Origin of the sequence: Streptococcus infantis, assembly GCF_047465185.1 — a bacterium.
Taxonomy (GTDB): domain Bacteria; phylum Bacillota; class Bacilli; order Lactobacillales; family Streptococcaceae; genus Streptococcus; species Streptococcus infantis_O.
In genome coordinates this window covers 96,896-118,881 of record NZ_JASHAJ010000004.1, presented here as the reverse complement: position 1 = coordinate 118,881, position 21,986 = coordinate 96,896, and the positions used below count along the sequence as shown (strand labels likewise).

19 protein-coding genes and 3 tRNA genes are annotated in these 21,986 nt (G+C 34.7%); 12 read left to right on the top strand and 10 right to left on the bottom strand.

From position 1 onward, the window contains the following. Positions 1-72: 72 nt before the first annotated feature. From ychF to QM382_RS08475, 6 genes are all read right to left on the bottom strand, one after another. Complete coding sequence (gene ychF, locus QM382_RS08500) at positions 73-1,188, bottom strand: redox-regulated ATPase YchF (RefSeq protein WP_263394203.1); 1,116 nt, start codon at positions 1,186-1,188, stop codon at positions 73-75. A gap of 84 nt (positions 1,189-1,272) precedes the next feature. Beyond that, on the bottom strand, positions 1,273-1,467 hold the full coding sequence (locus QM382_RS08495; protein WP_006150549.1) for a DUF951 domain-containing protein: 195 nt from the start codon (positions 1,465-1,467) through the stop codon (positions 1,273-1,275). Between the two features lie 66 nt (positions 1,468-1,533). Further along, on the bottom strand, positions 1,534-2,670 hold the full coding sequence (dnaN, locus tag QM382_RS08490) for a DNA polymerase III subunit beta (protein ID WP_414273012.1): 1,137 nt from the start codon (positions 2,668-2,670) through the stop codon (positions 1,534-1,536). 158 nt (positions 2,671-2,828) lie between these two features. Beyond that, on the bottom strand, positions 2,829-4,187 hold the full coding sequence (gene dnaA, locus QM382_RS08485) for a chromosomal replication initiator protein DnaA (RefSeq protein WP_004250937.1): 1,359 nt from the start codon (positions 4,185-4,187) through the stop codon (positions 2,829-2,831). A 212-nt stretch (positions 4,188-4,399) separates the two neighbouring features. Next, positions 4,400-5,161 carry a ParB/RepB/Spo0J family partition protein gene (locus QM382_RS08480; RefSeq protein WP_414273011.1) on the bottom strand — a complete coding sequence of 254 codons (762 nt, stop codon included), beginning with the start codon at positions 5,159-5,161 and terminating at the stop codon, positions 4,400-4,402. Between the two features lie 56 nt (positions 5,162-5,217). Further along, complete coding sequence (locus QM382_RS08475) at positions 5,218-6,402, bottom strand: S1C family serine protease (RefSeq protein ID WP_414273010.1); 1,185 nt, start codon at positions 6,400-6,402, stop codon at positions 5,218-5,220. Positions 6,403-6,587: 185 nt separating this feature from the next. Between QM382_RS08475 and rlmH the strand changes: the two genes are divergently transcribed. The 7 genes from rlmH to QM382_RS08440 all read left to right on the top strand — a co-directional run bounded on the left by rlmH (position 6,588) and on the right by QM382_RS08440 (position 9,770). Continuing rightward, entirely contained in the window at positions 6,588-7,067 is a 480-nt protein-coding gene (gene rlmH, locus QM382_RS08470) for a 23S rRNA (pseudouridine(1915)-N(3))-methyltransferase RlmH (RefSeq protein ID WP_049494635.1), read from the top strand. A 41-nt stretch (positions 7,068-7,108) separates the two neighbouring features. Next, a tRNA-Arg gene (locus QM382_RS08465) sits at positions 7,109-7,182 on the top strand. Positions 7,183-7,345: 163 nt separating this feature from the next. Further along, entirely contained in the window at positions 7,346-7,471 is a 126-nt protein-coding gene (gene comC / locus QM382_RS08460; RefSeq protein ID WP_006149099.1) for a competence-stimulating peptide ComC, read from the top strand. Between the two features lie 28 nt (positions 7,472-7,499). Beyond that, a complete protein-coding gene (comD, locus tag QM382_RS08455) occupies positions 7,500-8,819 on the top strand; it encodes a competence system sensor histidine kinase ComD (RefSeq protein ID WP_414273009.1) in 1,320 nt (439 codons plus the stop codon). Next, a complete protein-coding gene (comE, locus tag QM382_RS08450) occupies positions 8,816-9,568 on the top strand; it encodes a competence system response regulator transcription factor ComE (protein WP_414273008.1) in 753 nt (250 codons plus the stop codon). Before comD ends, comE begins: the two co-directional genes overlap by 4 nt. A 51-nt stretch (positions 9,569-9,619) precedes the next feature. After that, positions 9,620-9,691, top strand: a tRNA-Glu gene (locus tag QM382_RS08445). Between the two features lie 5 nt (positions 9,692-9,696). Then, positions 9,697-9,770: transfer RNA gene (locus QM382_RS08440), tRNA-Asn, on the top strand. A 39-nt stretch (positions 9,771-9,809) separates the two neighbouring features. Here the strand turns inward: QM382_RS08440 and QM382_RS08435 are convergent. Continuing rightward, positions 9,810-10,352: a TetR/AcrR family transcriptional regulator gene (locus tag QM382_RS08435; protein WP_214262866.1), complete on the bottom strand. Its 543-nt coding sequence runs from the start codon at positions 10,350-10,352 to the stop codon at positions 9,810-9,812. Between the two features lie 128 nt (positions 10,353-10,480). On the opposite strand from QM382_RS08435, the gene QM382_RS08430 reads away from it, so the two are divergent. Next, positions 10,481-13,135, top strand: coding sequence for a YhgE/Pip family protein (locus QM382_RS08430; protein ID WP_414273007.1), 2,655 nt, complete (start codon positions 10,481-10,483; stop codon positions 13,133-13,135). A gap of 112 nt (positions 13,136-13,247) precedes the next feature. On the opposite strand, the gene QM382_RS08425 is transcribed toward QM382_RS08430, so the two are convergent. Then, entirely contained in the window at positions 13,248-14,870 is a 1,623-nt protein-coding gene (locus tag QM382_RS08425; RefSeq protein WP_414273006.1) for an ATP-binding cassette domain-containing protein, read from the bottom strand. Positions 14,871-15,077: 207 nt separating this feature from the next. Between QM382_RS08425 and trpS the strand changes: the two genes are divergently transcribed. Continuing rightward, positions 15,078-16,103, top strand: a complete 1,026-nt coding sequence (gene trpS, locus QM382_RS08420) for a tryptophan--tRNA ligase (RefSeq protein WP_414273005.1) — start codon at positions 15,078-15,080, stop codon at positions 16,101-16,103. 162 nt (positions 16,104-16,265) lie between these two features. Beyond that, entirely contained in the window at positions 16,266-17,744 is a 1,479-nt protein-coding gene (guaB, locus tag QM382_RS08415) for an IMP dehydrogenase (RefSeq protein WP_414273004.1), read from the top strand. 54 nt (positions 17,745-17,798) lie between these two features. On the opposite strand, the gene recF is transcribed toward guaB, so the two are convergent. Next, a complete protein-coding gene (gene recF / locus QM382_RS08410) occupies positions 17,799-18,890 on the bottom strand; it encodes a DNA replication/repair protein RecF (RefSeq protein ID WP_281138024.1) in 1,092 nt (363 codons plus the stop codon). Positions 18,891-18,892: 2 nt separating this feature from the next. After that, on the bottom strand, positions 18,893-19,261 hold the full coding sequence (gene yaaA, locus QM382_RS08405) for a S4 domain-containing protein YaaA (RefSeq protein WP_414273003.1): 369 nt from the start codon (positions 19,259-19,261) through the stop codon (positions 18,893-18,895). Between the two features lie 160 nt (positions 19,262-19,421). On the opposite strand from yaaA, the gene yfmF reads away from it, so the two are divergent. Further along, complete coding sequence (yfmF, locus tag QM382_RS08400) at positions 19,422-20,672, top strand: EF-P 5-aminopentanol modification-associated protein YfmF (RefSeq protein WP_414273002.1); 1,251 nt, start codon at positions 19,422-19,424, stop codon at positions 20,670-20,672. Then, a complete protein-coding gene (gene yfmH / locus QM382_RS08395; RefSeq protein ID WP_414273001.1) occupies positions 20,669-21,949 on the top strand; it encodes an EF-P 5-aminopentanol modification-associated protein YfmH in 1,281 nt (426 codons plus the stop codon). The genes yfmF and yfmH overlap by 4 nt, the downstream gene beginning before the upstream one ends. The last annotated feature ends 37 nt before the right edge of the window (positions 21,950-21,986 follow it).

Here is a 21,986-nt window from a genome sequence, read left to right as displayed (position 1 = left end):
TTATTTTTCCTTTCAAAAGCCAAAAGGGTTGGAATTTTTTTCCAACCTAATTGACACTATTTAAAATGTTCATTAAACGTTAAAGCGGAATTCCATGATGTCGCCATCTTGAACGACATATTCTTTCCCTTCTTCACGCAAGCGTCCAGCTTCTTTTACAGCCTTTTCAGATCCGTATTTAATCAAATCATCATAAGACATCGTTACTGCACGAATAAATCCTTTTTCGAAGTCAGAGTGGATAATACCAGCTGCTTGAGGAGCTTTCATACCTCGTTTAAAGGTCCAAGCACGAACTTCTTTTTCACCAGCTGTGAAGTAAGTTCCAAGTCCTAATAGATGGTAAGCAGCTCGAGTCAACTTATCCACACCAGATTCTGTCAAACCAATGGCTTCAAGAAACTCTTTTTTATCTTCATCGTCTAACTCAGAAATTTCTTCTTCAGCACGCGCAGAAATGACCACCACCTCTGCATTTTCTGTTGCTGCGAATTCACGGATTTGCTTCACATAATCGATCGAATCTGGATCTGCAACCACATCCTCATCCACATTTGCTACATAAAGAACTGGTTTAGTGGTCAAGAGGAAGAGTCCTTTAACTACTTTTTGTTCTTCATCTGTGAATTCAATGGTACGAGCTGATTTTCCATCTTCAAGAACTGGTTTAATCTTTTGAAGAACGTTAAATTCTGCAACAGATTCCTTATCTTTTTGCGTACGAGCCATCTTTTCCACACGCGCATAGCGTTTATTCACAGATTCTAAGTCCGCAAGAATCAACTCTAGGTTAATGGTATCAATATCTGCTAATGGATCTACAAAATCATCTTCACGACCTTGCTCACGCATGACATTTTCATCATCAAAGGCACGAACCACATGAACAATGGCATCAACTTCACGGATATTGGCCAAGAATTTGTTCCCAAGACCTTCACCTTTAGAAGCCCCTTTGACAATCCCTGCAATATCTGTAAATTCAAAGGTTGTTGGGACTGTTTTCTTAGGAGTAATCATTTCCGTCAATTTTTGGAGGCGTTCATCTGGAACTTCTACCATCCCAACGTTTGGGTCAATAGTTGCAAATGGATAGTTTGCAGCCTCTGCTCCTGCTTTTGTAATTGCATTAAATAGGGTTGATTTACCAACGTTTGGCAAACCCACGATACCTGCTGTTAAAGCCATAATTTCTCATTCTCCGTTCACATTTCAATCTTCAATATTATAACACAAAAAGGGAAAACTTGCTAACCCTCTAATTCAGTGTTTCTAGTCGATGATTTTATTCATTTTTCTTTCAAAATCATAGCGACTCATCATGACAACATGATCACAATTACTGCATTTTATTTTGATATCTGCACCTAAACGTGTAATTTCCCAACGATTGGCTTTTTTACCTGTAGACTTGATTGTACAAGCGTGTGGTTTTTTCATTTCAACAAAATTTCCAACTTGATACATACTACTCTCCTTTTCATATTTCTGATTATATCATAAAAGAGGTGAGCTAGGCTCAACCTCTTTAACTTAATTTGTACGAACTGGTGTAATCAGCTGCATGAAATCTTCATCTGTATCAGCTGGTACCAAGGTAAATGGACGAACTGCTGAAATGAAACTGATTGTTACCTTTTCACTATTCAAGGCTTTTAGTGCTTCAATCAAGTAAGTTGGGTTAAAGCTAATAGTTAAATCTTCACCAGATACACTTTCTGTATCGATTTCTTCGTTTACTTTACCAACTTCTGGAGAATTTACATGAGCTGTAACTACTCCTTGTTTGATTTCTAATTTTACAGTTCCATTTTGAGTAGCACTTGATAAAAGACGTGCACGTTCCATAGATTGACGTAGATTCACAACATCAAAAGTCACTGTCGTATTAAAATCTGTTGGAATCAGACGATCTGTATCAGGATAATTACCTTCTAAGAGACGTGTATAGAAGCTAATATTTTCGCTTCTAAAGAGAATTTGGTTGTTTGCGAAGAAAATCTCTACTGTTTCGATATCGTCCGTAAAAACAGCTGAAAATTCGCGTAGAGAGCGACTTGGGATGACAACATCAAAATTATCACTATTTTTTTCAAGTGTCAATTTCTTCTGACTGAGACGGTGAGAATCTGTCGCAACTGTTTTCAATTCTTGATGATTACTTAGGACAAAGTGTACACCAGTCAAGATTGGACGGCTTTCTTGTACACTAGCAGCAAAAGCAGTTTCATTGATAATTTTCTTAAGAAGTTTCGTTTCAAGAATTAGAGGATTACTTGCTGCAATTTCCTGAATACGTGGATACTGTTCGCTGTCTTTTCCTTTCAGAGTAATTTCTGATTTTCCACTTGTTAGTACAATTTGATGTTGTTCAATTTCTTTAAAATCAAGAGTCACATCTGGAAGACTAGAAATAACATTGATAAAGAAAGAAGCTTCTAAAAGAATTGATCCTGAAGAGTTAATCAAAAGACCTGCATTTTCATCTTTTTGAGAAATGAAATTCTCAATTGAAATTTGACCATTTGATCCAATTAATGTAATTCCTTCGTTAGTCACATCAATTTTAATAGTTGATAAAACAGGAATAGCATTTTTTGAACTAATAGCACGTTTAGTAATATTTAATGATTGCAGGAATAAATTTTTATTAATAGAAAAATGAATCATGGAATCTCCTTTATTTATTTTTATTATTAGAAGGTTAATAGTAATAGTAGGCTGTGTGAAATCTGTGGAAAATAAAGTTTAGTTTAGAAAAATCAAGAAGTTATACTTGTTTAAAATTTGTTAATAAATCAGTAAAATTTTAAACACTTATCCACAAGTTATTTGATTTTCTTTTTGATGGTTTCGATTTCTATACGTAATTTATCATCAGTTTCAATCATAGATTTGATTTTTGCATGAGCATGAATGACGGTTGTATGATCTTTACCACCAAATTCTTTTCCGATTTTTGGAAGACTGTTATCAGTTAATTCTCTAGCTAGGTACATAGCAACTTGGCGAGCTAGAACAATATTCTGAACACGTCTAGTTCCTTTCATCTCCTTAACGCTCACATCATAAAATTTTCCGACTTCCTCTTGGATTTTTTCAATCGGAATGACGATCATGGTGCTGACGCTTTGTTTTCGAGCACGTATAGCCTCAGATGCAATATCCACAGTTATAGTGTTGATTTGTTTGACTTTAGCCATGAGACTAATATCTTTGAGGGCACCTTCTAATTCACGTACATTTGAATCAAACTGGCCAGCCAAATATTCGATTGTGTCAGGTTGAAAATGATAATCTAGATCCTCTGTTTTACTATTTAGGATAGCGATACGAGTTTCGAAATCAGGTGGAGTAATATCCGTTGTTAATCCCCATGAGAAGCGCGTGACAAGTCGTTCAGGTAGATTTTCTAGTTGTTCTGGCCTACGGTCACTCGTTAAAACGATCTGTTTATTATTACTGTGAAGTTTGTTAAATGTATTGAAAAATTCATCCTGAGTTTGCACTTTATTTCCACTGAGAGATTGAATATCATCAATAAGAAGGAGATCTAGACTTCGATAGGTTTTTTTAAAATTATCCATATCATTGAGTCTTAAATGATCTAAAAATTCATTAATAAAGCTTTCAGCAGGAATATATTTTACACGCGCATTAGGATTTTTTTTGAGAATTTCATTACCAAGAGCATTGAGCAAGTGAGTTTTCCCTAGACCAGGTCCTCCGTATATAAACAGAGGATTATAAGTTAGTCCAGGATCTTCCGAGACGGCTAAAGCAGCAGACTTAGCCCAAATATTTCCATCACCTTGGATAAAATTATCAAAAGTATAGATGTCTCTTAATCCTGTTTCTGAATAGGGGATAGATTTTTTAATTTCTTCCTGTTGATGATTACTATTTTCAACATTGCTTGCTATATCGGAGGTATTAGAATCTTCTTTAGTCAATACATATTGAGCTTTTATTTCAGTGTCATAGATTTGAAAACCGACAGCTACAATAATATCATTGAGTTTTGTACTCCAAACCATTTCCATTTCAGATCTTGGCAAAAATATGGTAGCCACATTTCCCTCAACCTTTATTAATTCAGCAGGTGTTGCGTAGAAATCAAACATTGATCGTGTCAATCTCTCTTTAGCTAATTCTAAAATCTGATTCCAAAATTGTTTTTCTTTCAACAACAAACTCCTCCTTTTCTAAATGGTGTAATCTTAAACACTATTTTATCACATAGCAAGCAATTTTTCCACAACTTGTGAAAAACAATCCACAATGTTTAAAAGATTTATCCACAACTTGTGGATAAAAGGTCTGGATTTTGATTTAATAGACTTTTTCTATACTAATCCAGTGGATAAGTATGTGAGTTTAGAAAAATAAAATAACAGCCTTATTTCAGGCTGTTAATAAAACGTTGGTATTCTTCTTGATTATGAAAAGAGATAGTTATTTTTCCTGCCTCTTTTTTTTGAAGGACGATTTGGACATCTAATCCCAACAATTTTTTCAAATTTTCTTCTTCTTCTTTAATAAAGTGATCTTTTTCTTTGCTTTTCTTCTTATTCTTTTCTTCTTTAAGTAGATGTTCCACCTGCCGAACTGATAAATCCTCTGTCTGAATGCGATAGAGTAAATTTTTTTGTTCTTTCAAAGGTAGTTGGATTAGAAGTCTAGCATGTGCTTGAGACAATTTTCCAGTTTCTACTTCTGTTAAAATAAAATCAGGGAGCGTTAGCAATCGAACAAGATTAGTAATATAAGGGCGTGATTTCCCCATTTTTTCAGCAATGTCTGCATGAGTATATCCTTTATCAATTAAAGATTGATAAGCTTTTGCTTCTTCAATCGGATTTAAGTCTTCTCGTTGTAAATTTTCAATGATTGAGTGAACCATCATATCCTGATCAGATAACTTTTTGATGATTACAGGAACTTCTGTGAGCCCAGCTGCTATTGATGCCCGATACCGTCTTTCTCCAGCTAGGATTTCGTATCCGATAACTGGAGATTGACGGACAATAATGGGTTGAATTAAACCATTTTCTTTAATAGATTGGGCAAGTTCTTGAATTTTTTCTTTTGAAAATTCTTTACGAGGTTGATAGGGATTTTTTTGAATATCACTAATACGAATGAGTTTAAATTCTTCCATGCTTCTACAGTATCATAACTTTGATATTCTGTAAAGTAAGTTTACAAAACTGTAAACTATTGATTTAAATCACTAGTACTCTTGTCCAACTTGATTTTAGTTGTTTCTTCTTTACCATTACGGTAATAAGTTACAGTTATTTCATCTCCAATAGAGTGATTGTATAGCGCATTTTGCAATTCAGTAGTAGAAGAAATCTTAGTATCATCTACTTTTGTGATAACATCATACTGTTGTAAATGTCCATTTGCAGGCATGTTCTTTTGAACAGAACGAACAGCTACACCAGAAGTAACGTTTTCAGGAAGTTTTAATTTTTTTAGATCAGCAGTGCTAAGGTTTGTCAAATTAACCATGTGGATACCAAGCGCTGGTCGAGTTACTTTTCCATCTTTTTCTAATTGTTTAATAATATTAATAACATCATTTGCAGGAATAGCAAAACCAAGGCCTTCTACAGATGTTCCACCATTTGAGGCAATTTTACTTGATGTAATACCGATAACTTGTCCCTGGATATTAATCAAAGGACCTCCAGAGTTACCAGGGTTAATAGCTGTATCTGTTTGGATAGCATTCGTTGAAATGGCTTGACCATCTTCAGCTTTCAAAGAAACATGTCTGTTCAAGCTTGATACAATCCCTTGAGTAACTGTATTTGCATATTCTGAACCTAAAGGACTACCGATTGCGATAGCCGTTTCTCCAACAGCTAATTGACTTGAATCACCAAACTCAGCAACTGTAGTAACCTTCTCTGAAGAGATTTTTACTACTGCAATATCAGAATAGGTATCAGAACCAACAATTTCACCTGGTACTTTTGTTCCATCTGCTAGACGAATATCAACTTTTTTAGCGCCACTAATAACGTGAGTGTTGGTTACAATATAAGCATCATCCCCATCTTTTTTATAGATGACACCAGAACCTTCACTGTTGATTTGTTCAGTGTTTGAATCTGTATCAGTATCATCAGTTCCAACAAAACCACCTTGAGAGTTTTCTGAATAAGTGATAATCGATACAACTGCATCTTTAACTTTATCTACAGCCTGTGTGGTAGAATTTTCATTTTTCGAAGCAGTCTGAGTGACTGCTGCACTATTTTGTTCTCCGTTTCCTTGTTTTTGGTTGAATTGAAGAACAGTCAAACTTCCTAATAGACCACTAAAAAAGCTAATAAGAATAACTAGTAAAAGTTGTCCAATTGTTTTTGAAAACTTGTTTAAGTTTTTCATAGAATCCTCCATATTTGATTAATTAGTGAAAGTATAAAATTATTAACTTAATCCTAGCTTAAAAAAGTTTAAGTTTTTAACAATCTGTGGATAACTGATTAAAACTTGTGAATTTATTGTGTTTTTTCACCTTTTTCATTTGTGAATAAGATGTGAATAGAATGCGATTATGATAAAATAGAAGCATGAAAATAAAAATTGTAACAGTTGGAAAACTAAAAGAAAAGTATCTCAAAGATGGAATTGCAGAATATTCTAAAAGAATATCACGATTTGCTGCCGTAGAAATGATCGAATTAGCTGATGAAAAGACACCAGATCGTGCCAGCGATTCAGAAAATGAAAAAATCTTGAATTTAGAAGGAAATCGAATCCTTTCCAAAATTGGTGATAGAGAATTTGTTGTTGTTTTAGCTATTGAAGGGAAAACCCTCTCTTCTGAAGAATTTAGTAAACAGTTAGAACAAGCATCTATTAATGGTTTTTCAACCTTAACCTTTATTATCGGTGGAAGTTTAGGATTATCCAATGAAGTGAAAAAACGAGCTAACTTATCTGTAAGTTTTGGTCGTTTAACTCTCCCACATCAATTAATGCGACTTGTTCTGATAGAGCAGATATACAGAGCTTTTACTATTCAACAAGGCTCTCCTTATCATAAATAGGATTGACTATTTTCGATTATTTTGATAAGATAAACTAGTTAGGTCTCATAGCTCAGCTGGATAGAGCATTCGCCTTCTAAGCGAACGGTCGCAGGTTCGAATCCTGCTGGGATCATACACTAGATGTAACGCTGGGGAAACCCAGCGTTTTTTGTAAAAAATGACAGTTCAGGTACAAAAATGTGCAGTTGAGAATGAATTATTTTAAAATGAACTCCGTTTTGTATAATAGGCTTGTAAGTTAATTTACAAGAAAAAACAATAAAGGAGAATTTAATATGGAAAAAACAGTTAAATTAGAACAGTTCAAAAAACTTACAGAAAAAGAATTACAGGAAATTCAAGGTGGGGATAAAAGATTAACTTACTTTATTACTAACCTTTTTCCTAAAAGGAAAAAATAGAAAACATTGTAGATTATAGGGAGACATAATGGATTTATTAAAAATATTCATAGTTATTCTTCATATTTTTATTTTAACAAATAGCTATAAACTAATTTGTAGAGCAACAAAAAAAGAAAGATTTCTATTCATATGTTGGATTTTTATATTGCAGTCCATAGTTGAAATTTTCTTTTATTTTGTTTTTTTACATGGTTTAGGTTTAGAAAAACTAATGTTTCCCTTTATTATATATGTTTATCTAATAGGAATAAAAAAGTATGATAAGTACAAGGCTATTTTTATCAGTCTACTATTATCTTTATTATATCATAGTACACACACTTTTATTGCAGTAACTATATCCTCAATAACAGGTGATTCTTTTGTAACAAAATATGAAAATTTCTTCTTTTTAGTAGTATTATTACTAACTTATTTTGCTATAAAAAAAATTATTACTTATTTTCACCTTGAACTTAATTATTTTGACAAAGACTACCTCTATCCATTTCTTAAGAAAGTTATACTTGCTTTCTTTGCTTTACATGTTCTATCATTCATTTCAGATATGGTGAGCACTCATACGCATTTTAACAGTTTTGGTAGTATTTTAGCAACAATTGTCTTTATTTGTTTACTGCTAATCTTCTTCGCAATGAATTCTCATAAGGTAGGAGTTGAAAAAGAAATAGCCCTAAAACAGAAAAAATTTGAACAAGAACATTTACAGACTTATACAGATGAAATTGTTGGTTTGTACAATGAAATCCGTGGATTTCGTCATGATTATGCAGGTATGCTTGTCAGTATGCAAATGGCTATTGACAGTAGAGATTTACAGGAAATTGACAGAGTTTACAATGAAGTTCTAGTTAAAGCTAATCAAAAATTACGTTCAGATAAGTATACATACTTTGATTTAAACAACATAGAAGATTCAGCTTTAAGAAGTTTAATTGCGCAATCTATTGTATATGCACGAAATAAGAACGTAGAGTTTACACTAGAAGTAAAGGACACTATCACAAAATTGTCAATCGATTTACTTGATCTTGTTCGTATGATGAGTGTTTTGTTGAACAATGCTGTTGAAGGTGCTGCAGAAAGTTATTTGAAACAAATGGAAGTTGCAGTGATTAAGATGGATTTGGAAACAGTTATCGTGATTCAAAATTCGTGTAAAATTACCATGACACCTTCAGAAGATTTGTTTGAACTAGGTTTTTCTACTAAAGGGAGAAATAGAGGAATAGGACTTAATAATGTTAAAGAAATTTTAGGTAAGTATGAAAATATCATTTTAGAAACAGAGATGGAAGATAGTACGTTTAGACAGATTATTAGATTTAAGAGAGAGTTTGAATGAAAGTATTAATTTTAGAAGATGTTATTCAACATCAAGTCAGATTAGAAAGAACCTTGGATGAAATTTCAAAGGAATTAAATATTCCTATTTCTTATAAAACAACAGGTAAAGAACGAGAATTTAAGGAATATATCGAAAATGATGAATTAAACCAACTTTATTTTCTAGATATTGATATTCATGGAGTTGAGAAAAAAAGATTTGAAGTCGCACAGTTTATTCGTCACCACAATCCCTATGCAATTATCGTATTTATCACTAGTAGATCAGAATTTGCTACCTTAACTTACAAATATCAAGTATCAGCCTTGGATTTTGTTGACAAAGATATCAATGATGAATTATTTAAGAAACGTATTGAACAGAGTATCTTATATACCAAGAATATGTTACTTGAAAATAAAGATGTTGTGGATTATTTTGACTATAACTACAAGGGAAATGATTTGAAAATTCCCTACCATGATATTTTGTATATTGAAACAACAGGAGTATCTCATAAGTTAAGGATTATTGGTAAGAATTTTGCCAAAGAATTTTATGGGACTATGGCGGATATTCAAGAAAAAGACAAAGATACGCAAAGATTTTATTCCGCTCATAAGTCATTTCTTGTCAATGTAGGAAATATTAGGGAAATTGATCGAAAAAATTTAGAAGTGGTTTTTTATGAAGATCATCGTTGTCCGATTACCCGTCTCAAGGTTCGGAAATTAAGAGATATTCTGGAGAAAAAATCTAAAAAGTGATTGACAATTAGTAAGAAATTGATATAATGGTTATATCTGCTACAGATAGATGGTCCGTTGGTCAAGGGGTTAAGACACCGCCTTTTCACGGCGGTAACACGGGTTCGAATCCCGTACGGACTATATTATCCGCCATAGCTCAGTTGGTAGTAGCGCATGACTGTTAATCATGATGTCGTAGGTTCGAGTCCTACTGGCGGAGTCAAATAAAAAAGAACACCAATGGTGTTCTTTTTTGTCTCTAGTTTGAATCTCCTAACATTTTCATAAGAAAGTCTGTTATTTCTTGCGGGCTTTCTTTTTTTCCATGAGCAATCCAAGTTTGGCATACACCAAATAGTGCATTTGTTAGATAGATACTACTATACTCTAACTCAATCTCGTTTAAATTTAATTGCATAAATCGTTTCTGGAGATCAGTACTGAGCAGAATGTGCAGTTTATTTCTCAGGAAATTTTGTATTTCTTTTGTACCATTTTCAGATAGAAGAGCAGCTAGTAGCGGTTCAGATTCTAAGTATTCAAATACTTCTAGGATAGCATCTCTTTTATGATTTGCGTGTTTTTGGAAAATGTACTCAAAAGTATGAAATAGCTTACTTTGGTAGTGTTCAATCATATCATACTTATCTTTATAGTGGGTATAAAAGCTAGAACGACTAATTCCGGCTTTTTCTGCTAGTTTAACAGTGCTAATTTGATCAAATGGCTGTTCAGTTAATAATTGAACCATGGCGTTCTCAATAGTACGTTTGGTTTTTAAGCGTTTGTTGCTCTCTTTCATATTTCCTCCTTATGAACAAAAATAGACAATGTGTCCAAATATAATTATTTTGACTTGTAAATCAGATTTTTTAATGTATAATCTATTATATCAAAATTTTAGACAATATGTGTAAAAAAGGAGACAATATGTTTAAAGAATGGAAAGCAATTTTTAAAAAACCAACCTTTATCATTGTAATGATAGGGATTTCTCTTATTCCTGCTTTATACAACATCATATTTTTATCATCTATGTGGGATCCATATGGGCAATTATCTGAGTTGCCTGTAGCGGTTGTTAATAATGATAAGGAAGCTTCTTACAATGGAACTACAATGACCATTGGAGAAGACATGGTGTCCAATTTAAAGGAAAATAAATCATTAGATTTTCATTTTGTCAATGAAGAAGAAGGTCAGAAAGGTCTAGAAGACGGTGCTTACTATATGGTAGTAACTTTGCCAAGTGACTTATCTGAAAAAGCAGCTTCTGTTCTAACAGACCACCCGGAACAAATGACCATTAACTATCAAACTTCTAGTGGGCATAGCTTCATCGCAAGTAAGATGAGTGACTCTGCCATGACACAGTTAAAACAGACTGTTTCTGCTAATGTAACCGAAACCTATACGAAAGCTTTATTTCAAAAGATGGGAGATTTAAAATCTGGTTTAACGAAGGCTGCAGATGGCAGTGAACAATTGGCCAACGGTGCTAGTCAGTTAGCTGTTGGAAGTCAGACATTATCTTCAAATCTTGATACTTTAGCCAACTCAAGTTTAACTTTTTCTAATGGCAGTGAACAATTTACAAAAGGGTTGACAACATATGTCACAGGAGTAAACCAACTAAATGTTGGGTTAGGAACATTTAATGATGGTTTACAGAACTATACAAGTGGAGTTTCACAGGTTGATAGTGGACTTAATCAATTATCTTCAAAAACTCCTGAACTAGTAGATGGTGTCAATCAGCTAAATACAGGAATGAAGACATATGCAGGAGGGGTTTCGCAACTGAATACAGGTCTCAATCAATTTTCAGTTGGTGTCAATGCATATACAAGTGGTGTTGACAAACTATCTGTTGGGACAAATCAATTATCTAGTCAATCAGATTCATTAAGAGATGGTATTACTCAATTAAATAAAGGGATTAAAGAAATTTCTACTCAATTGAATACGACATCTCAACAGAAAGAAGATATAACCCAGTTAACTACTAGTTTAGATGAGTTGAATAAAGCACTTCAAGCTGTAACTATATCAGATAATACTGAACTTAAAACGACAATATCTAATGACTTAGCAACTATATCTACTCTCGCTCAAACTATTGTAACTAATAGTCAATCAGAACAAGCGAGAACTCTTACCAATCTCCAAGCAACAGCAACTTATCAAACTCTCACTGACACTCAGAAAAAAGAATTGACTGAAGCTGTTTCAAATAATTCTAATTCTACGATTGATTCAGCAAAAGAAATTTTAACATCAGTAGGAAACTTAAAAGTAAGTTTGGAAAGTGTAAACCAACCAGTCTCCAACCTTTCTACTTTACAGACGAAAGCAAATCAAGTATTGCCTGTGGCTTCAAGTTCTTTGACATCGATGTCAAGTGGATTTACACAGTTGCAAAATGCTGTTGACAATCAGTTGGTTCCTGGAAGTCAATCAATTGAAAATGGAGTTAATGAGTATACTAAAGGGTTGGATACTATCTCTTTAGGTGTAAACCAACTAAGTGAAAAGAATACAACTTTAACAACAAGTTTAGATCAATTGGTTTCTGGATCAACCAAGTTGACAGAAAAATCTTCAATCTTGACAACTGGTTTGGATTCGCTAGCTGGAAAAACTCCAGAATTAGTAATAGGTATTGAAAAACTCTCATTTGGTTCTAGTCAATTAAACAGTAAGAGTTCAGACTTAATTGCAGGTCTTGATAAAATACAGTTAGGTTCTAATCAATTAACAGATAAATCAAATCAATTACTTTCAGCTAGCTCTCAATTAGGAAGTGGTGCAGAAAAAATTGCAGACGGTGCTGGGAAATTAGCAGATGGCGGTGTAACTTTAACTGCTGGTATAGAAAGTTTACAAGTAGGAGCTACAGAGCTAGGAAAAGGATTAAGTAATGCTAGCAATCAACTAAAATCAGCATCAACAGAGTCCAATAATGCAGAAATATTATCTGAGCCTTTGAGTCTTTCAAAAACAGATAATGATCAAGTTCCTGTAAATGGAATTGCTATGGCTCCTTATATGATATCAGTCGCCCTCTTTGTTGCTGCATTATCAACAAATATGATTTTTGCTAAATTACCTTCAGGTCGTCATCCTGAAAGTCGCTGGGCTTGGTTTAAATCACGCTTTGAAATAAATGGAGTCATTGCTGTGTTAGCAGCTGTCTTAGTCTATGGAGGAGTTCATCTTATAGGTCTAACGGCAAATCATGAAATGAGAACCTTATTCTTAATCATTATCGCAAGTTTGACCTTTATGTCGATGGTAACTGCTTTAACGACATGGAATAGTCGTTTAGGTGCTTTCTTCTCTCTTATTTTGTTATTATTGCAATTAGCATCAAGTGCAGGAACTTATCCACTTGCTTTGACAAATGATTTCTTTAAAGCGGTCAATCCTTGGTTGCCAATGAGTTATTCAGTTTCAGGATTGAGACAAACAATTTCTATGACAGGGAATATGCATCATCAAGTAATTTTCCTTCTTGTAACGTTAGTTCTATTCATAGGATTAGGTATGCTGGCTTATCAACCTAAGAAAATGGACGAAGATTAGATATGTTTCACGTGAAACAATGATATAAACAGATTGATAGAACTATCAACTAAAAATTCATAAAAACAATAAAACTCAGTTGGATTATCCAACTGAGTTTTTATCATCTAATTTAATCTTTCCAAAGTTCTTTTACTTTTGCTTGAACTTCAGCATTTTCTAAGAATTCGTCATAGGTTTCATCAATACGATCAATGACACCATTTTTAGAAAGGACGATGATGTGATTTGCTAATGTTTGAATAAATTCATGGTCATGACTGGCAAAGATAATCGATTCTTTGAAGTTTTTTAATCCATCATTCAGACTTGAGATTGATTCCAAGTCTAAGTGATTTGTAGGATCGTCAAGCACAAGGACGTTTGATTTCAAAAGCATGAGTTTTGAAAGCATCACGCGTACTTTTTCTCCCCCTGACAAGACGTTTACAGGCTTGTTAACTTCGTTTCCAGAGAAGAGCATACGGCCTAGGAAACCACGTAGGAAGGTATTATCATCTTCTTCTTTACTCGCAAATTGACGCAACCAGTCGAGGATTGATTCGCTACCAGCAAAATCAGCTGAATTGTCTTTTGGCAAGTAAGAGCGACTTGTTGTAACTCCCCACTTGACAGTTCCTTCATATTCGATTTCACCCATAATAGCACGGATCAAGGCAGTTGTTTGGATGTCGTTTTGTCCGATAAGAGCTGTCTTGTCACCTGGACGCAAGATGAAGCTGATGTTGTCAAGAATAGTTTCACCGTCAATCTTTACAGATAGATTTTCTACTGTCAAGAGGTCATTACCAATTTCACGTTCAGCTTTAAAGCTGATAAATGGGTATTTGCGACTAGAAGGAACGATTTCTTCTAGTTCAATCTTGTCAAGCATTTTTTTACGTGAAGTTGCTTGTCTTGATTTAGAAGCATTGGCAGAGAAGCGAGCAACGAATTCTTGTAATTGTTTAATTTTTTCTTCTGCCTTAGCATTACGGTCTGCTAGCAATTTAGCAGCAAGCTCAGATGACTCCTTCCAGAAGTCGTAGTTTCCGACATAGAGCTTGATTTTACCAAAGTCCAGGTCGGCCATGTGAGTACATACTTTGTTCAAGAAGTGACGGTCATGGGACACGACAATAACAGTGTTATCAAAGTCAATCAAGAAATCTTCTAACCAGGTGATAGATTGGATATCAAGACCGTTGGTTGGCTCGTCCAAAAGAAGGACATCTGGTTTACCAAATAGGGCTTTAGCAAGGAGAACTTTCACCTTGTCCCCGTTTGCAAGTTCGCTCATATTTTGGTAATGAAGTTCTTCTGGAATATTCAGATTTTGTAAGAGTTGAGAAGCTTCACTCTCAGCTTCCCAACCACCTAGTTCAGCAAATTCTCCTTCAAGTTCAGCTGCACGAACACCATCTTCATCTGAAAAATCTTCCTTCATGTAGATAGCATCTTTTTCTTTCATGATGCTATACAGCTTTTCATTACCCATGATAACGACATCAATAGCACGCTCGTCTTCATAGTCAAAGTGATTTTGACGAAGTACAGAAAGACGTTCGTCTGGTCCAAGAGAGATATGACCAGTCGTTGGTTCAATATCCCCTGCTAAGATTTTTAAAAAAGTTGATTTTCCAGCACCATTGGCACCAATCAAACCATAGGTATTTCCTTCTGTAAATTTGATGTTGACATCATCAAAAAGTTTACGATCACTAAAACGTAGTGAAACATCAGATACTGTTAGCAAAGTTTTTCTCCTATTATATGTAATACTCTAATTCTACTAGAAAATCACTAAATATTCAAATTTTTATTTGTCAATTCTTTGTAAAGAAAGTTTACAAATGATTTACAGTTGAAAGGGGTAACAAGTCTATTGTTTGAATAAAAAAATTATCTGTCTTTTTATTAAAAAAATGCTATAATTGAAAGGACCATATCAAAGGAGAATCAAATGAATAAACCCATTATTTTAACAGGAGATCGTCCAACGGGGAAATTACATATTGGGCACTACGTTGGAAGCTTAAAAAATCGTGTCTTACTACAGGAAGAAAATAAATATGACATGTTTGTCTTTTTAGCTGATCAACAAGCCTTAACTGACCATGCAAAAGATCCTCAAACAATAGTAGAGTCTATTGGGAATGTCGCTTTGGACTATCTTGCAGTGGGGTTAGATCCTAATAAATCAACGATTTTCATCCAAAGTCAAATACCAGAATTGGCAGAACTTTCCATGTATTACATGAATTTGGTTTCTTTGGCCCGTTTGGAACGAAACCCAACCGTCAAAACAGAAATTGCTCAGAAAGGATTTGGGGAAAGTATTCCAACTGGATTTTTGGTTTATCCAGTTGCGCAAGCAGCAGATATTACAGCATTTAAGGCTAACTTGGTTCCAGTAGGGAATGATCAAAAGCCGATGATTGAACAAACACGTGAAATTGTGCGTTCTTTCAACCATGCCTATAACTGTGATGTTTTAGTAGAACCAGAAGGAATTTATCCTGAGCACGAAGGTGCGGGACGTTTACCAGGTCTTGATGGTAATGCCAAAATGTCGAAATCACTTAATAATGGAATTTACCTAGCTGATGATGCAGATACTTTGCGTAAAAAAGTAATGAGTATGTATACAGATCCAGACCATATTCGTGTTGAGGATCCAGGTAAGATTGAAGGAAATATGGTTTTCCATTACTTGGACGTATTCGGTCGACCTGAGGATGCTCAAGAAATTACTGAAATGAAGGAACATTATCAACGTGGAGGACTTGGTGATGTTAAGACCAAACGTTACCTACTTGAAATCCTAGAACGTGAACTTGGTCCAATCCGCGAACGTCGCCTAGAATATGCTAAAGATATGGGTGAGGTTTATAATATGCTCCAAAAAGGTAGTGAAAAAGCTCGAGAAGTTGCTGGGCAAACACTATCAGAAGTAAAAGCTGCAATGGGTCTAAATTACTTTCACTAATGGATAAAATATGAACTATAAAACTATTTCTGCTTTAAAATAAGAGGGATAGTTTTTTATTTATTCTCTTATAAATTTAATTGACAAATTTTCATAGAATGGTATGATAGATACAATACAAAAAGCGTTTAGCTCAATAAAGAAAGAAAAGAGGAAACTTCAATGTCTAATTGGGACACTAAATTTTTGAAAAAAGGTTTTACCTTTGATGATGTATTGCTAATTCCAGCAGAGAGTCATGTGTTGCCTAATGATGCGGATTTAACAACAAAATTAGCAGATAATTTGACTTTAAATATCCCAATTATTACAGCTGCAATGGACACTGTAACAGAAAGCCAAATGGCCATTGCAATTGCGCGTGCAGGTGGACTTGGAGTTATCCATAAAAATATGTCTATTGAGCAACAAGCTGACGAAGTTCGAAAGGTAAAACGTTCTGAAAATGGTGTTATCATTGATCCATTCTTCTTGACTCCTGAACATACAATCGCTGAAGCAGATGAACTCATGGGCCGTTACCGTATCAGTGGTATCCCAGTGGTTGAAACTCTAGAAAACCGTAAGTTAGTTGGTATTTTGACCAACCGAGATCTGCGTTTCATTTCTGACTACAACCAACCAATTTCAAAACACATGACTAGTGAAAACCTAGTTACTGCTCCGGTTGGTACAGATTTAAAAACTGCTGAGAGTATTCTTCAAGAACACCGTATTGAAAAACTACCTCTAGTTGACGAAGAGGGTCGTCTTTCTGGTTTAATCACCATTAAAGATATTGAAAAAGTGATTGAGTTCCCAAATGCGGCAAAAGATGAATTCGGTCGTCTTCTAGTTGCTGGTGCAGTAGGTGTTACTTCTGATACATTTGAACGTGCAGAAGCCCTCTTTGAAGCAGGAGCTGATGCTATTGTTATCGATACTGCCCATGGTCACTCAGCGGGTGTACTTCGTAAAATCGCTGAAATTCGTGCTCATTTCCCAGACCGTACACTGATTGCTGGGAACATCGCTACTGCTGAAGGTGCGCGTGCTCTTTATGATGCAGGTGTTGACGTTGTTAAAGTCGGTATTGGTCCAGGGTCAATCTGTACAACTCGTGTTATTGCTGGTGTAGGAGTTCCCCAGGTAACAGCAATTTACGATGCAGCAGCAGTTGCTCGTGAATATGGTAAAACAATGATCGCTGATGGTGGAATCAAATATTCTGGAGATATTGTAAAAGCCCTTGCTGCTGGAGGAAACGCAGTGATGCTCGGATCAATGTTTGCAGGAACAGATGAAGCTCCAGGTGAAACTGAGATCTTCCAAGGGCGTAAGTTCAAGACATACCGCGGTATGGGTTCAATCGCTGCTATGAAGAAGGGTTCAAGCGACCGTTACTTCCAAGGTTCTGTCAATGAAGCAAACAAACTCGTTCCAGAAGGAATCGAAGGTCGTGTTGCTTATAAAGGTGCAGCAGCTGATATTGTTTTCCAAATGATTGGTGGTATTCGTTCTGGTATGGGTTACTGTGGTGCTGCTAACTTAAAAGAATTACATGACAATGCTCAGTTTATCGAAATGTCAGGTGCGGGTCTAAAAGAAAGCCATCCACACGATGTGCAAATCACTAATGAAGCACCAAACTATTCAATGTAATAAAAAAATCTCCTGTTAAACGGGAGATTTTTTTATTTTATATAGATGTAAATTTTAATTTACAGTCAATTGACCATTATCTACTGTAAAGACGCTCAAGTTATCAGGCAAGTTTTGAAGATGGTCTAAACTAGTAGTTGTAATAAACGTTTGAATGTTATGAGAAATAGTCTCCAATAATTTAAGTTGACGAGTATTGTCAAGTTCACTCATGACATCGTCAAGCAAAAGAATGGGAGATTCTTTGGTAATGCTCTCCATCAATTCGATTTCAGCAAGTTTTATAGAAAGCACCAAGCTACGATGTTGTCCTTGACTTCCGAAACTTGCTTCCATTCCATTAATCATGAAAATCATATCATCCCGATGAGGACCAACTCCAGTATTCTTCTTAAATAAATCTCTGGATCTACTTTTTTGAAGTGCTATATGGAAAGATTCAGGCAATTTTTTCTTGTCAACAAAGTTTACAGAAGGTTGATAACAAATTGACAGTTCTTCTAACTGATCTGAGATGTCAAAATGTTTTTTCTTGCCAAAGAGTTCCATTTTCTGGATAAAGTCAGCTCGATGATTCATTACACGACAGCCATACTCTACCAGTTGGTCATCAAGAACAGATAGGAAAGTCTCATCTATGTTTTGTGTAGATTTGAGATAGGTATTTCTCTGTTTAAGGACGTGGTTATAACTTGACAGGTCTGACAAGTAAATCGGTTTGATTTGCCCTAATTCTATGTCAATGAATTTACGACGAATGGCCGGAGCGCCTTTGACAAGTTGTAAATCTTCTGGAGCGAATAAGACAACATTCATATGACCAATATAGTCTGATAGGCGAGCTTGTTTTAAGTAATTCACTTTAGTAATTCGCCCTTTTTGTGTTAAGTCAATTTCAAGTGGAATGCTTGCCGTTTTCTTTTGCAAGATTCCAGAAACTTGTAGTTGTTCTTCTTCAAATTGAATTAAATTTTTATCAGTTTTTGTTCGATGACTTCTTGTTAAGGCTAAAAAGTAAATACTTTCGAGAAGATTGGTTTTTCCTTGAGCGTTTCGGCCAACAAATACATTTAATTTTGGATTAAAATCAATTTCGATATTATGATAGTTACGAAATTGTTTAATGGATAAGTTTTTCAACCACATAATTATCTACCTGGGAAACGTGGTGCAGGTTTTGCTTTTGTTGACTGGTTCTTTTTCGCTGGCTTTTTTTGTACCTTTTTATTCATTTCCTTGACAAGCTTAGCTACACGTTCTTTCTCAAGTTTTTCTAGACGAAACTCCTCTAGTTCTTCTGATGTTGGTTTAACTAGAATAATTTGAGTTTTTAAATCAGGGAGGTTAATAGAATCCCCGATTCTAATTTTTTTGCCGCGACGATTTTCTAATTCTCCATTAAAATATACAAGATGGTCCGCTAAAAAAGATTTAATAGCACCGCCACTTTGTATAATCCCAAGGTCTTTCAAAAGAGCTTGGAGAGTAATAAATTCTTCAAATAATTTGTATTCCATAGTTCACCTCAATCTTTGGTATTATACCATATTTTTGCTCAAAATAGTTGAGAAGAAACTACTGATATGAAAACGATTTTAATTTCAAAAGAGTCAAAGAGAACAGGAAAAATTTTCGTTTTCATGGTATAATAGAACTCTATGTAAAAGGAGGTAAAAGATGGAGTTATTCCCTGGAATTGCAGTGCATTTTATCCAATCTAAAAAGTTTAAGACAAATAAAATAACCATGCGTTTCACAGCTCCATTATCTCTGGATTTAATTTCTGGTCGCATGCTAAGTGCCAGTATGCTTGAAACTGCTAATAAAGGCTATCCAACTGCTCAGGTTCTTAGAAAACATCTGGCAGCATTGTATGGAGCAGATTTGTCAACTCATGCTTATAGAAGGGGGCAAAGTCACTTAGTAGACGTGAGTTTGACTTATGTTCGAGATGAATTTTTAAGTAAGAAAAACGTCTTAACTGCTCAGATTTTAGAATTATTGTATCAAGTCATATTTAATCCATTGTCAAATGAAGATGAATTTGAGAACAATGCCTTTGAAATTGAAAAAAAACAATTGTTGGCGAGACTAGAATCAGAATTAGAGGATCCTTTCTTCTTTGCCCATAAAGAATTGGATCAGTTGTTTTTCCAAGAAGAATCAATGCAGTTAGTTCCTAGAGATTTAATTGCCAGAATTTCCGAAGAGACTTCTAAATCTTGCTATTCAAGTTTTCAAAAAATGCTGAAGGAAGATAGAATTGATTTATTCTTTTTAGGTGATTTTAATGAAATTGAAGTCTTAGAAAACTTGAAGAAATTTAACTTGACAGCTCGTAAAGAAACTGTAAACATTCAATATCAGCAAGGTTATTCAAATGTTCTTAGAGAAGGAATTGCTAGAAAAAACCTAGGTCAGTCTATTCTAGAAATGGGTTATCATAGCACAATTGGTTATGGAGATGATCAAAAGATGGGCTTGCTTCTTGTGAATGGTTTGCTTGGAGCTTTCCCGCACTCTAAATTGTTTACCCAAGTTAGGGAAAAGGAAGGGTTGGCCTACACTGTTTCTAGTCACTTAGATCTCTTTAGTGGATTTTTAAGATTGTTTGCTGGGATAAATCGTCAAAACCGAAACAAGGTAAGAAAATTGATGAATGATCAATTGTTAGCTATCAAAAATGGTAGATTTACAGATGCTGAAGTTAATCAAACTAAGGAAATGATTCGTAGGACGATGTTGTTGAGTCAGGATAATCAAGATTCGATTATAGATAGAGAATACTTAAGCCTCTTTTTTGGTAAATCGGTTTTAGACATGGATACTTTGATAGAGAGGCTAGAGCAAGTTGACAAGGATGAAATCTGTAGGGTGGCATCTAGTTTGAAATTGCAGGCTATCTATTTTATGGAAGGAGCAGAATGACTAGAGTTACTTTTCAAGAGAAATATTATCCTGCTGTAAAAGAAACTCTTTATCAAGCAAAATTAGAAAACGGATTGACAGTTTCTTTACTTCCTAAAAATGATTTTAACGAAGTTTATGGTGTAGTAACTGTCTATGTTGGTTCGGTTGACACTGAGTTTACAGCTAGAGATAGTAAAAAGAAAACATATCCTAAGGGGATTGCTCATTTTTTAGAACATAAACTTTTTGAAAGAGAAAATTCTGAAGATATCATGGCTGCATTTACCAAATTAGGTGCAGATAGTAACGCCTTTACAAGCTTTACAAATACAAGTTATCTTTTTTCAACCTCTGACAATGTCGCTGATTGTTTGGACTTGCTTGACGAGCTTGTTACTAGCTTTAACATTACTGAAGAATCTGTTGAACGAGAAAAGGATATTATTCAGCAAGAACGCGAAATGTATCAGGATGATCCTGATTCTTGCTTGTTCTTTAAAACACTTGCAAATCTATATCCAGAAACTCCACTAGCTTCAGATATTGTTGGGACTGAAGATTCGATAGAAGATATTAGTTTAGAGGATCTACGGGACAATTTTGATGAATTTTACACTCCTGTCAATAGCCAAATTTTCCTCGTTGGGAATTTTGATTTAGAGTTGGTACAGAATTATTTCTTGAAAAAGGATGTTGGAGGTTGTATAGTTCAAAATCCAAAAAAACCAATCGCTTTACACCCTGTAAAGAAGGTTGAGAGCATTCGTATGGATGTTGCATCACCTAAATTAGCAATAGGAGTTCGAACGAATTCTGATATGGGTCATCAGGACTGCTATCGATATAGCGTTCTATTAAGAGCGTTATTTACGATGATGTTTGGTTGGACTTCTAAAAGATTTCAGAGTTTGTATGAAACTGGGAAATTAGATTCTTCATTATCTTTAGAAGTTGAGATCAATCGACGTTTTAACTTTTTGATGCTGACAATGGACACGAAGGAGCCTGTGTCAATTTCACATCAATTCCGAAAGGCGATTCAGAATTTTGCTACAGATTCGGATGTATCAGAGGAACATCTTGATTTAATCAAAAGTGAAATTTATGGAGAATTTATCCATAGTATGAACTCTTTAGAATTTATTGCGACCCAGTATCAGTCACATTCTGACGAAACAACCCTGTTTGATTTACCAAAGATTATACAGGAAATGACCTTGGATGATGTTCTTGAGGTAGGACATCATTTTATCGACAATAGTGAAATAGTTGAATTTACAATTTTTCCACTATAGCCATCGAAATATAAAATAAACTAGAAAGAAGGCATGG